General features: G+C 48.2%; 10 protein-coding genes. 9 read left to right on the forward strand and 1 reads right to left on the reverse strand.

Features of this window, described 5'->3' with window-relative positions; translation table 11 throughout:
* Positions 1–414: 414 nt before the first annotated feature.
* The 6 genes from CIB36_RS04800 to CIB36_RS04825 are packed head-to-tail and all read left to right on the forward strand — an operon-like array spanning position 415 to position 8,179.
* Positions 415–1,779: a sugar ABC transporter substrate-binding protein gene (locus tag CIB36_RS04800; protein ID WP_093988399.1), complete on the forward strand. Its 1,365-nt coding sequence runs from the start codon at positions 415–417 to the stop codon at positions 1,777–1,779.
* 42 nt (positions 1,780–1,821) lie between these two features.
* Positions 1,822–2,739, forward strand: a complete 918-nt coding sequence (locus tag CIB36_RS04805; protein WP_229408194.1) for a carbohydrate ABC transporter permease — start codon at positions 1,822–1,824, stop codon at positions 2,737–2,739.
* 5 nt (positions 2,740–2,744) lie between these two features.
* Positions 2,745–3,587 carry a carbohydrate ABC transporter permease gene (locus CIB36_RS04810; RefSeq protein ID WP_093988400.1) on the forward strand — a complete coding sequence of 281 codons (843 nt, stop codon included), beginning with the start codon at positions 2,745–2,747 and terminating at the stop codon, positions 3,585–3,587.
* 27 nt (positions 3,588–3,614) lie between these two features.
* Positions 3,615–4,289, forward strand: coding sequence for a D-lyxose/D-mannose family sugar isomerase (locus CIB36_RS04815; RefSeq protein ID WP_093988401.1), 675 nt, complete (start codon positions 3,615–3,617; stop codon positions 4,287–4,289).
* Positions 4,290–4,319: 30 nt separating this feature from the next.
* The gene (locus tag CIB36_RS04820) at positions 4,320–7,181 is read left to right on the forward strand and encodes an alpha-mannosidase (protein WP_093988402.1); all 2,862 of its coding nucleotides are present in this window, start codon (positions 4,320–4,322) and stop codon (positions 7,179–7,181) included.
* Positions 7,182–7,198: 17 nt separating this feature from the next.
* A complete protein-coding gene (locus tag CIB36_RS04825; RefSeq protein WP_093988403.1) occupies positions 7,199–8,179 on the forward strand; it encodes an aldose 1-epimerase family protein in 981 nt (326 codons plus the stop codon).
* 49 nt (positions 8,180–8,228) lie between these two features.
* Here the strand turns inward: CIB36_RS04825 and CIB36_RS04830 are convergent, their stop codons facing one another.
* On the reverse strand, positions 8,229–8,732 hold the full coding sequence (locus tag CIB36_RS04830) for a YcxB family protein (protein ID WP_093988404.1): 504 nt from the start codon (positions 8,730–8,732) through the stop codon (positions 8,229–8,231).
* 244 nt (positions 8,733–8,976) lie between these two features.
* Here CIB36_RS04830 and hrcA point away from each other — a divergent pair, with 244 nt between their 5' ends.
* Genes hrcA through dnaK form a run of 3 tightly spaced genes read left to right on the forward strand, consistent with a single transcriptional unit; the run spans position 8,977 to position 12,465 of the window.
* Complete coding sequence (hrcA, locus tag CIB36_RS04835; protein WP_093988405.1) at positions 8,977–10,011, forward strand: heat-inducible transcriptional repressor HrcA; 1,035 nt, start codon at positions 8,977–8,979, stop codon at positions 10,009–10,011.
* Between the two features lie 14 nt (positions 10,012–10,025).
* Entirely contained in the window at positions 10,026–10,565 is a 540-nt protein-coding gene (gene grpE / locus CIB36_RS04840) for a nucleotide exchange factor GrpE (protein WP_093988406.1), read from the forward strand.
* A gap of 52 nt (positions 10,566–10,617) precedes the next feature.
* Complete coding sequence (gene dnaK, locus CIB36_RS04845) at positions 10,618–12,465, forward strand: molecular chaperone DnaK (protein ID WP_093988407.1); 1,848 nt, start codon at positions 10,618–10,620, stop codon at positions 12,463–12,465.
* The last annotated feature ends 50 nt before the right edge of the window (positions 12,466–12,515 follow it).

The raw sequence follows: 12,515 nt of genomic DNA on the forward strand, positions 1-12,515 counted from the left end.
TAAACAGGAACGGGAAAAAAGTCCAGAATCAATCTACACAAACAAAAAAATGGTTATTTGTACATTTTTTTTACAAATAGTTCTTGACATTTAATAATAAATATGTTTTACTATTAGTACAAAATATATATTTATCAGAATTTATTTTAAATGTTTTTGTGTTATTAAAACATTCCGCTAGTAAAAATTAGGAAGTAATTTTTGTGTAAATTTGTTTTAGTGCTTTTACCGAAAATGTAGACATTTCCGTTCATTAAAAAATTAGCTGAAAAGTTCCTGAAACGGGACTTTTTTTCATGTTTTTTTCAAGATTTTCCCTGAACAAAAACTCCTACCTTTCACACATCAGAAGAAATAATAGGGGTAAATGTATGTTACACAGGCAAAGACAAAAAAGGGAGAGGAGATTTCAACATGAAAAAAGCGATTAGTTCTGTTTTAGTAGCTGCTTTGTTAGGTTCAATGGCACTGACGGGCTGCGGTTCCAACGACGGGGGAAATACCTCTGATGGAAAAACCGGCGGCGCAAAGGGCGAGCCAACGGTAACCAGCGACAGCGTTGGATATGACGACGCGACCATTGAATTGACATGGCTGCCTCAGGAAGGTTTTGATTCCACGAACAAACCGGTTGCAGATTATTTTAAACAGAGTGCGATTGATTTCGTGAAAGAGCATCCAGAAGTAAAAATCCAGATCACTGCACAGACCACGCAGATCAATGACGCGATGGCAAAACTGCTGACCCAGGCCGCTGCCGGGAACGCTCCGGACCTTGCATCTGTCGACAGCTTTTTCCTGCCGCATTACTATGACTATTTACAGCCAGTGACCGATGTGCTGGAAGAAAACAACATTCCTCTGGATTCTTGGTTCCCGTTTGCCCAAGGCATGATGAAACCAGAAGACGAAGTTTTGGCGATGTGGTACGACACTGATGTCCGGGCGCTGTATTATCAGAAAGACTTAGTAGAAACCCCGCCGACCACCTGGACGGAGCTGTTTGACGCCATGGAGCCTTTGGCGGATGAAGGGTATATGTTCCTGTATCCGGCTGGGAAGAACGAAACAACCACCTGCGATGTATTGCCATGGTTCTGGTCACAGGGCGGCGAACTGTTAGATGAAACCGGAAAACCGATCTTCAACGAAGGCGTGAACAAAGACGCGATGCTTGGCACGTTCAACTTCTTGAAGAAAACGATCGATACCGGTATTACTCCGGCCCGTGTTACCTCCTTTATTGACGACGGCGCTATGAACGAAGACGTTGCGACCGGTAAGGTAGCAATGTTTGTCGGCGGAAGCTGGCTGGCCACCCAGATCGGCGCGATCCTTGGACAGGACGTTTTCAATGAAACCTATGGGATTGCCAATATCCCGGTTGCTGACGGAAAAGATCCGTCCACCTGCTGCGGCGGCTGGACCTGCGGTGTTTTTGCAAAAGACGATGAAACCAGAAAATTAGCTGCTCAGTTTGCGATCGATACATACATCAGCGACGAAGGAAACGTTGATTATACCACCGCCTGCGGAAACCTTCCTTGCCGTGAAACCAGCTATGACCTGTCCGACCGTTTCAAAGACGATCCGAACGCAATGGCATTCAGAGAATTGTTCCAGTATGGTAAGGTTAGACCAGCCGACCCGCTTTATACCTTTGTTTCTAACGAGCTTCAGGTAGCGATCGCCGATGTGATCAATGGAAACGCTTCTCCGGAACAGGCTTTGCAGACGATGTCTGACAATGTCGACGTTGAATATTCTAAAACAAAATAGTTTGATAGGGCGTTTTACAGCTACGGTAGTGGAGGTTAGAATATGAGAACAATGACGAATGTTCAGGCATCCACACGAAACCGAAAAAGAAGTGCACTCAACAACCAGAGGCCCATCCTCTGGTTGTTGCCGCTTTTGGTATTTTTGTGCCTGTTTTTTCTGGTTCCTATTTTGGATGTTATAAAAACGAGCTTTACCAACGCTTCTATGACGAAGCCTGGATATGAATTTACATTAAACTCCTATTTAAGGGTGTTTCAGGATCCTTCTTTTCTGGAGGTGCTGGGCGTTACCTTTTTCTTTGTATCGTTCAGCGTAATATTCCAATTTTTATTGGGTTTTTTGATTGCTTTTGCAGTAGATAACGGGGAAAAACGCCGGCTGCACGGAACCGTGTTTACCCGGACGGTGTCCCTGATCTCTTGGGCGATCCCCGGGGTAGCCATTGGGATCATCTGGAAGATTATGTATTCCGAAACCGGCTCCGGGATCTTAAACTACATGCTTTCTCTGATCGGGGTGGATACTGTTGCGTTTTTAACTGACCCGAAGATGGCGCTGCTCTCCATTTCGATCGCAAATGTTTGGCGCGGTACTGCGCAGAGTATGATTTTGCTGTACGCGGGGATCAAAACTGTTCCCACCGATATTTTGGAGGCGGCTGATGTAGACGGCGCCAGCGGCTTCCGGAAAATCATCAGCGTGATCATTCCTTCCATGAAATCGGTCATTATGATCAACTTACTGCTCAATATCATCAATACGTTCAATACCTTTGATATGATCATGCCTTTGACTGGCGGCGGCCCGGGCAGAAGCACCGAGGTTTTGGTATTAAGCTCTTACCGGACGATTTTCCAGCAGCTTGACCTTGGAAAGGGCTGTGCGGTCGCGGTGATCCTGCTGCTGATCAATATCTGCTTTGGGATACTGTATATCCGGATGAACAAGGAGGAGTAGTAAAGATGAATATTCGGCATAAGAACCGCCTGATCAAAGTGGCGTTATATTTCTTTTATTTTATCGTTGCGGTCTTCTTCCTGTTCCCGGTGCTGTGGGTGCTGTCCCTTTCTTTGAAAACGGTGCCGGAGTTGTATAAGGTGCCGCCGGCGATCCTACCGGAAACATTCGCGTGGGAAAATTATGTTTACCTGTTTGAGCAGATCAATATTATGCAGGGGATCTGGAATTCCTTAAAGGTAACTGCTGGGACCATTGTTGGTACCATGATCATCTCTGTTCCGGCCGCATATTGTTTTTCCCGGATGAAATTCCGGTTTTCCAAGCAGCTTCAGTTTATTGTACTGATGTTCCAGATGATCTCCCCGCTGGTGGTAGTGATCCCGCTGTACCGGTATCTGTCCTCTCTGGGAATGCTCAACTCCCTGATTGGGCTGACGCTGATTTACATTGCCATTTCAGCGCCGTTTCAAGTATGGTTTTTAAAAAGCTTTTTGGATACCATTCCGGTTGAACTGGACGAAGCGGCCACCATTGACGGCTGCAGCCGCCTGCAAACCGTAGTGAAGATCCTGCTCCCGGTCATTGTTCCGGGGTTGTTCAGCGGGGTTTTGCTGGTCTTTATCACAAGCTGGTCCCAGTTTATCGTTCCATATATTCTGATTGATTCCCCAACCAAGATGCCTGTTTCGGCTTTGCTGGTAAACTTACAGGGGAAGTTAAACCAGATCACGACCCATTATTTGGCAGGCGCCAGCGTGCTGACTATTTTGCCAACCGTTATTTTGTTTGTATTTCTTCAAAAATACATTGTATCGGCCTTGACTTCCGGTGCGGTCAAAGGTTAATTTTTCAGGGAAGCGGAGTGTAGTATCATGAAACGTTCAGAAATCAACAACACGATTAAATTTTCTTTGGCATTTTTAAAGCAGTTAAAATTCAATTTGCCTCCGTTCGCATATTGGACGGCAGAACAATGGAACAGCCACCCGGAAAACTGCGAAGAGATCAAAGACGCAATGCTGGGCTGGGACGTTACCGATTTTGGATATGGAGATTTTAGGCAGTATGGCTTTACCAGCTTTACGCTGCGTAACGGGGTGCTGCACGACGACCGCTACAAAAAGCCATATGCGGAAAAGATCATGATCTCTTCGGAGGATCAGATCACCCCGTTCCATTTCCACTGGCACAAAATGGAGGACATCATCAACCGGGGAGGCGGGAACCTGCTGATCCAGCTGTATAATTCTACCCCGGATGAAAAGTTTGCGGACACCCCTGTGGTAGTTTCCATTGACGGAATCCAAAAGACTTTCGAGGCAGGGAGCATCATCCGATTAAAACCAGGTGAGAGCATCAGCCTTACCCCAAGGCTTTACCACAAATTCTGGGCGGAAAAGGGCTTTGGAAAGACGCTGCTGGGCGAGGTCTCTATGACGAACGACGACAATATTGACAACCGGTTTTATGATGAAACCAGCCGGTTTACTAACATTATAGAAGATGAAGCGCCGTTATACCTGCTGTGTAACGAGTATCCGAAATAAGCTTTATCGGAAAGAGCGAGGAGAACGGATATGTTAGAACGATTATTGGATATTGCAGGCGACCCGGCACCGAGAGATGGATACCGGGAACGAAAAAACAACCCTGATGTGGCGGCAAAACGGCGGGTAGACTATTACCGTGACCGGATCATTGGGGAGATGAAGTTTGCATACCTTCTTTCTAAAGAGTTGGACGGGAAATACCATGAATTGATTCGTCAGGCAGAACAGACGATCATAACTATGTGCGGAAAAACCGGGCTGATCACCCCAGAGGCAGTTTCGGCGGCGGAGGAGATCCTGCTGCCGATCCAATCGGAGGCAAAAAGCTACCAGATCATCTGCGCCGCACACGCCCACATTGATATGAACTGGCAGTGGGGCTGGGATGAAACGGTCAATGTTGTACTGGATACCCTGCGCACGATGCTGGACATTATGGAAGAATATCCGGACTATAAATTTTCCCAGTCGCAGGCCTCTGTTTACAAGATCGTAGAAGATTACGATCCAGAAATGCTGGAGGAAATCAAGCAGCGCGTGAAAGAAGGGCGCTGGGAGGTCACGGCGGCGACATGGGTGGAATGTGACAAAAACATGCCGAGCGGCGAAAGCCTTGCGCGGCAGATGCTATATGCAAAGGAATATTTGACCAGCCTGTTTGATTTGCCGGAGGATTACCTTTCTATGGATTTTGAACCGGACACCTTTGGGCACAGCGTTTATGTGCCGGAGATGCTGCAGGAAGCGGGGATCAAATATTACTACCACTGCCGCGGAAAAGGCGATGGGGAACAGCTTTACCGCTGGGTGGGAAAAACCGGTGCGGAAGTACTGGTGAACCGGGAAACAAACTTTTATTTCACCAATGTGGACGAAATGATTGCCCAGCACGCCTTTGACCTGTCCAAAAAATCCGGGATCAAAACGACCTTGCGGGTATACGGGGTAGGCGACCACGGGGGCGGGCCGACCCGGCGCGACATTGAGCGCCTGCGCGATATGGCATCATGGCCGATCTTCCCAACTGTCAAGATGGGAACTTACCGCGAATTTTTTGAGATCATTGAACAGGAAAAGGACAAGCTTCCGGTCGTGACCGGGGAACTGAACTTTATTTTTGACGGCTGTTTTACCTCCCAAAGCGAAAACAAGGAGGGGAATCGCACGTCGGAAAACGAATTGTATTCTGCGGAGCTGTTTAACACCGTTCTTTCTTTGGACGACGTCCGTTACCCTGCCAAGGATTTCAGGACGGCATGGCAGCATGTGCTGTTAAACCAGTTCCACGACATCATTACCGGATCCGGTGTGGCGGATACCCGCCATTACGCGCTGGGGCTGTATCAGGAGGTGCGCGCCGTCACCAGCAGCAAGCGCAAACTGGCTTTGCAAAAGATCGCCGCGAAGATCGACACTTCCTCCATCACGACAGAAGCGATCGGCGACATGGACGACGTGACCTCGACCCGTTCATATGGTTCCGGCGTTGGTTCCGGACAGGTGGAACGGGGGACAGGGAAGACCCGTATTTTCCATTTCTTCAACCCTGCTGCCAAGGAACGGGAAGAGGTCGTGGAAATATTGCTGTGGGAATGGTACGGCGACCACAACCGTTTGCAGGCAAAAGACGCAGAGGGCAATGTCGTTCCCTGCCAGCTGGTGGATCAGGGCTTTAACACCTACTGGTGGCACAAGTACCAGCGCTTATTGGTCAAGGTAAAGGTGCCCGCCTGCGGATATGCGACCTATGTGATCTCTGAAGCGGAGATCGACGATCTGCCGATTTCTTACTGGTGGGAACGCCGGAAACAGAAACGGGAAGAGTTCGTACTGGAAAACGACCTGATTCGCGTGACTTTAAACCCGCAGTCGGCCGCGATCGATTCGGTGATCGACAAACAGACCGGCAGGGAACTGGCGGACCAGACGCGTCAGGGCGGGGTGTTCCAATACATTTTGGAGGCGAACCACAAAGAGGTGAACGACTGGCGTTCTGAAATGTCCGCTTGGTTTACCGGACGGTACAAACAGGTCGAAGTCATCAATAAAAATATGGAAATGAGCGTTTCCAAAGGGATCTTGAGAAATTCTGTCACCTATCATGCGGCGTTTGCTGATTCTAAACTGGATGTGACGGTTTCACTGGATGACCACGAACGTTTCCTGCGTTATCAGGTCACCTGCGATTGGCATGAATACGGCACGGAAGAAACTGGGGTTCCCCTGCTGAGTTTTTACCTGCCGATGGCATACCCTTGTGATACCTACCGGTTCGACGTCCCGTTTGGGGTGATCGACCGCGGGGAAAATGGGGTGGATGTGGCTGCTAACAGCTTTGCGGCCGGACTGAATCCGAACGGAGAGGACACCACAATGGTGCTGACCCGTTCCAAGTATGGATTCCGGTGCGATGACAACGCGATCATGCTGCCGCTGCTCCGCTGCGGATTTGACCCGGATCCGTATCCGGAAAACGGGATCTATCGTTTTGACTTTGCGGTGGGATTCCTGAATGGAATCGTTTCCGGCGGGGATTTGATTAGCTTGTCCCAGTGCTACAATCTCCCGATGACAGTTGTATCCGACCGTTCACATGAAGGACAGCTTCCCATGCGGTACAGCTTTGTTTCTGTGGCGGAGGGGAACGGGATCGTTTCGGGTGTAAAACAGCCAGAACAGGACGGAGATCACGCGATGATCGCCCGCATTTATGAACCGGATGGAAAAGCGGGGCGCACCGTTTTAAAATTTGACCGGCCGGTAAAATCGGTTTGGATGACAGACCTGCATGAAAAACCGGTGGTTTGCCTGGATCAAAACATAGAAGAAAACTGCGTGGCGGTGGAACTGACCGCCCACAAGATCGCCACCTTGAGGATCACCTTTTAAAGAACGGGGGAAAAAGCATGGTTGAATCTTATTTGGGACATGATTCGCAGATCTACGGCGTAGAGGAGCACCGTTTAGTTGGCGGAACAGGCGATGGAATGCGCCTACTTCAGGTGCGCAATGGAAAGGGCTTGGAATTTACCATTTCAGCCGACCGGTGCAGCGATATTTCACGTGTTTCTTTCCAAGGCGCGAATATGGGGTTTTTCTCCCCCTGCGGCTATGTGGCCCCGCAGTATTATGATCCTGTGGGAAAAGGGTTTTTAAAATCCTTTACGGCGGGTTTTTTGACCACCTGCGGCCTGCGCGCCGCGGGCGCCGCCTGCCAGGACGAAGGGGAAGACCTGCCGATGCATGGCACCATCTCCCACAAGCCGGCGCAGCAGCTGAACTGGCTGGTAGATGATGAAAAAATTTCGATCTCTGCCAAAATGTACGACGCGGAGATCTTCGGCGACAAATTGGCGCTGGAGAGAACAATAACCTGTTCGTTAGAGGAAAATACGATCGAACTGGAGGACCGTGTCAGGAATATCGGGGACAGGGAAAGCCCCCTGATGCTGCTGTACCATTTTAATATGGGGTATCCGCTATTAAGTGAAACTGCAAAGCTTCATATTCCTTCCGATTCGATGCGCCCGCGCGACAGGGAAGCGGAAAAGGGGCTTTCCGCCTGGGACGAAATAATTCCGCCACAGCCGCAGTATCAGGAGCAGTGCTTTTACCATACCTTTGAGAAAGAGGGTAGGGCAGGGATCTTTAACCCGAAAATCAGCAAAGGGCTGGTCATGAGCTTTGACCCAAGGGAACTGGACTGCTTTACCCAGTGGAAGATGATGGGAACAAAGGATTATGTGATGGGACTGGAACCGGGAAACTGCTATCCTGACGGCCGGGATGTTGTCCGCCGGGAAGGAAAGCTGAAATGGATACATCCTAACGAAGAGAAATGCTTCCGGATCTGTCTGCAATTTTTAGATCACGACCCGTTTTTGTAATATCCAAAAAGCCAGCGAGCCACGGGATTTTCCCGTGGCTCGCTGGCTTTTATTTCAAAGTATAATTTTTATAGGACAGATGGTTGATCACCATTCCGCGAAATGCATTGATCTGTTCCGCAGAGAAATCGCGCTTTGGAAGATAGATCAGCCGGTTGACGGTAGTGTAGCATAAAAACTGGTCGGACAGTTCCCGTACCGCCCGGATATTTCCCCAGTCCAAATCTTGATTTTCAATGTCGCTGCGCAGGGTGATGGATTCGTCGCTGATCGTAATGACTTGCGGCTGGCCGAGCCAGTCCTTACGGCGCGCTACGACCCGCTTGATTTGGCGGAACTGCAAAAAAAGCAGTACAAATGGATAGACCATAAAAATAATTGCAAAAATATAATGAAGGCGCATGATATCTGGAAAGATCAGACAGAACAGCCCGCCTAAAAAGAGCAACAGGCACAATATCTGCAGCACGGGGCGGCGCACGATAATGTTATAGAAAGCCCCCTTTTTAATATCCTGTTCTGTCCATGCGGTATGTATTACTAATTCGTCCATATTGACCTCCGAAGATTAGGATATTATCATTATAACAATTTGAAAACTGTTTTGCAATCGCATATTTGAGGCGGTAAAAAATTTACCGGAATTGTTAAAATTTAATTTACAAAATTTGTGAAAAGAAGCCTTGACAGAATTGGATTTGAGTGGTAAATTATAGTTAGCACTCGAGATAGAAGAGTGCTAAAAGAATGAAGATGTGAAAAACAAGTGATAAAACAAATAACAGGTGGTGAGAAAATTGGCTTTAGACGACCGCAAGCTGCTGGTGCTGGCCACGATCGTGGAAGAATACATCCGCTCCGGGGAACCGGTGGGTTCTAAAACGATTTTAAACAGCTCTAAAATCAATGTTTCTTCCGCCACAGTACGAAACGATATGGCTGCCTTGGAAAAAATGGGGCTTTTAGAACAGCCGCATACCTCGGCGGGGCGCATCCCCACCTATTTGGGATACCGGTTATATATTGAACGCCTGATGCGGCCGTATGTGTTGTCAGCAAAGGAGAAGCATGAGATCGACGAGCAGCTGACAAGAAACGGCATCACGGCTGAGAACGTGGTGGACAATGCGGTGCAGGTGCTTTCCGATCTGACCCAGCTGACAGTGGTCAACACCAACAATATGCCGCATTTTTCTGTGATCACTCGGGTAGAAGTAATCCCGGCGGGACGGAGGCTGTATGCACTTTTGATCATCACCTCCAGCGGGTCGATCAAGAATAAGATCTGCCGTTTGGAATTTGATTTGACCAACGAACAGCTTGGCTTTTTTGCTGAGTTTGTCAATAAAAACCTGAAAGGGATCAACATTGATGAACTGACGCCTGCTATGCTTCAAAATTTGGCGATCGCGCTCGGCAGTTATATGATCTCCCTTTCTCCGCTGTTATATGCTGTTTATGAGCTGAGTGAGGAATTTTCTCACGATAACGTAAATATCCGCGGGGAACAGCGCTTGTTAGAAGCGGGGAATATGGACAGTGTAGAGATCGTCCGGTTTTTGAATGAAAAGCAGGAGCTGGCGCGGCTTTTATCCGAAGCGTTTAGCGGGATCAAGGTGATTTTCGGAAAGGAAAATGAGACCTTTTCTATCACCAATTCTTCCATGGTGGTTTCTCCTTATAGGATAGGGGAGGCGCAAGGCGGCTCGCTTGGCATCATCGGACCTTTAAGGCTTGATTATGCAAAGGTGATTCCGTATATGCAGTATTTTTCCGATAGCGTTACAAAAATGTTATCCGATATATTACATGAAGAACATGAAACAAAATAAAAGGAGAATCAGACATGGCAGAAAAAGAGAAAAAAATGCCCGAAGAACCGATGGTGGATCAAACTGCGGAGGAAACGGCAGAAAATCCCAGCACGGCGGAACAGCCGGGGCAGGAAGAAATAAAAGCTTTGCAGACAGAGAATGAGGAATTAAAAAATAAGCTTCTTCGTCAAATGGCAGAGTTCGACAACTATAAAAAAAGAACAGCCAAAGAAAAAGATGAGCTTTATGACTTTGCAAAAGCAAACTGTGTAGAATCTGTTTTGGGCGTGCTTGATAATTTTGAACGAGCCTTGCAGACAGAGTGCTCCGATGAAACCTTTAAACAGGGCGTTGCGATGATCTTTAACCAGTTCAGTGAAACCTTGAAAAAGTTGGGCGTGGAAGAAATTCCGGCCTTGGGCGAGGCGTTTGACCCACAAGTCCACAACGCGGTGAACCAGGTAGAGGATGATCAATACGGAGAAAACACCGTTTGCCAGGTGTTCCAAAAGGGATATAAAATCGGTGATCGCGTTATCCGCCATTCCATGGTCGTGGTAGCGAATCCATAAATCAAAAATGGTAAAACAATCAATCAGATAGATTTTTAGGAGGAAGATTATTATGGGAAAAATTATTGGAATTGACTTAGGTACTACCAACTCTTGCGTTGCTGTTATGGAAGGCGGCGAAGCGGTCGTTATCGCAAACACAGAAGGCGCAAGAACCACCCCGTCTGTGGTCGCATTCTCCAAAACTGGAGAAAGAATGGTAGGCCAGGTGGCAAAACGCCAGGCGGTAACCAACCACGACAGAACCATTTCATCCATCAAACGCCATATGGGCAGTGACTACAAGGTTGATATTGACGGGAAGAAATATTCCCCGCAGGAAATTTCTGCAATGATCCTGCAAAAACTGAAAGCAGACGCTGAAAGCTATTTGGGAGGCACTGTAACAGAAGCGGTCATCACCGTTCCGGCATACTTTACCGACGCACAGCGTCAGGCGACCAAGGACGCTGGGAAAATTGCCGGTTTAGATGTAAAACGTATCATTAACGAACCAACTGCGGCGGCTCTTGCTTACGGGGTAGATAAAGAACAGGAACAGAAGATCATGGTATACGACCTCGGCGGCGGTACGTTTGACGTTTCTATCATTGAAATGGGCGACGGTGTTCAGGAAGTTCTGGCAACTGCCGGGAACAATCACCTTGGCGGCGACGACTTTGACCAGAGAGTGATCAACTGGATGGTTGCGGAATTTAAACGCGATAACGGCGTTGATCTGTCTTCTGACAACATGGCGATGCAGAGACTGAAAGAAGCTGCTGAAAAAGCGAAGATCGAGCTTTCCAGCATGCCTACTACCCAGATCAATCTCCCGTTTATCACCGCGGACGCCACTGGCCCGAAACACTTGGATATGACTCTAAGCCGTGCAAAATTTAATGAGCTGACCGCTGACCTGGTAGAAGCCACCATGGGGCCGGTACGTCAGGCATTGCAGGACTCCGGGCTTTCCAGCTCTGAACTGGATAAGGTTTTGATGGTGGGCGGTTCCAGCCGTATCCCAGCTGTCCAGGATGCTGTAAAAAATGTGATCGGGAAAGATCCGTTCAAAGGGATCAACCCGGATGAGTGCGTTGCAATGGGCGCTGCGATTCAGGGCGGCGTATTAGGCGGCGAAGTAAAGGGCCTGCTTTTGCTGGATGTTACTCCGTTGTCCTTGGGGATTGAAACCTTGGGTGGCGTTTGCACCAGAATGATCGAACGCAATACCACGATCCCGACCAAAAAGACACAGGTTTATTCCACCGCTGCGGATAACCAGACCTCTGTTGAGATCCACATCCTGCAGGGTGAACGTGAATTTGCAAAGGATAACAAAACTTTGGGGATGTTCCATTTAGATGGGATCCCGGCTGCACCGCGCGGTGTTCCGCAGATCGAAGTTACCTTTGATATTGACGCAAACGGGATCGTCCATGTATCCGCAAAGGATCTGGGTACCGGAAAAGAACAGCAGATCACCATTACCTCTTCTACCAATATGTCTAAAGACGATATCGACAAGGCGGTAAAAGAAGCGGAACAGTTTGCTGCAGAAGATAAAAAACGCAAAGAACAGATCGACATCAGAAACGGTGCTGACCAGATGATCTTCCAGTGCGAAAAAACTTTGAACGAACTGGGCGATAAGGTTTCCGCAGAGGAAAAAGCGGATGTGGAAGCTAAGATCAGCGCTTTGAGAGAAGAACTCAAAGGCGAAAATTACGATGCGATCAAGGCAAAACAGGAAGAACTGCAGCAGTCTTTCTATAAGATCAGTGAAAAGATGTATGCGGCTGCTCAGCAGGCGCAGCAGGCTCAGGCAGGTGCACAGCCTGGCGCTGACCAGAATGCCGCGGGCGCAAATGCAGATTATGTTGACGCGGATTTTACGGAAGTAAATGACGACAACAAATAGTTTCCTGAACAGGAAGATCGTTTGCAGTTAGGGGATTCTCTAACTGCAAA

The sequence above is a fragment of the Massiliimalia timonensis genome (genome assembly GCF_900186585.1).
Lineage (GTDB): Bacteria > Bacillota > Clostridia > Oscillospirales > Ruminococcaceae > Massiliimalia > Massiliimalia timonensis.

What these genes read in the sequence shown, in the direction of transcription:
- CIB36_RS04830 (WP_093988404.1), bottom strand. Translation starts at nt 8,732, where the DNA reads ATGGACGAATTAGTAATACATACCGCATGGACAGAACAGGATATTAAA.
- CIB36_RS04800 (WP_093988399.1), top strand. Translation starts at nt 415, where the DNA reads ATGAAAAAAGCGATTAGTTCTGTTTTAGTAGCTGCTTTGTTAGGTTCA.
- dnaK (WP_093988407.1), top strand. Translation starts at nt 10,618, where the DNA reads ATGGGAAAAATTATTGGAATTGACTTAGGTACTACCAACTCTTGCGTT.
- CIB36_RS04825 (WP_093988403.1), top strand. Translation starts at nt 7,199, where the DNA reads ATGGTTGAATCTTATTTGGGACATGATTCGCAGATCTACGGCGTAGAG.
- CIB36_RS04805 (WP_229408194.1), top strand. Translation starts at nt 1,822, where the DNA reads ATGAGAACAATGACGAATGTTCAGGCATCCACACGAAACCGAAAAAGA.
- CIB36_RS04815 (WP_093988401.1), top strand. Translation starts at nt 3,615, where the DNA reads ATGAAACGTTCAGAAATCAACAACACGATTAAATTTTCTTTGGCATTT.
- CIB36_RS04820 (WP_093988402.1), top strand. Translation starts at nt 4,320, where the DNA reads ATGTTAGAACGATTATTGGATATTGCAGGCGACCCGGCACCGAGAGAT.
- CIB36_RS04810 (WP_093988400.1), top strand. Translation starts at nt 2,745, where the DNA reads ATGAATATTCGGCATAAGAACCGCCTGATCAAAGTGGCGTTATATTTC.
- grpE (WP_093988406.1), top strand. Translation starts at nt 10,026, where the DNA reads ATGGCAGAAAAAGAGAAAAAAATGCCCGAAGAACCGATGGTGGATCAA.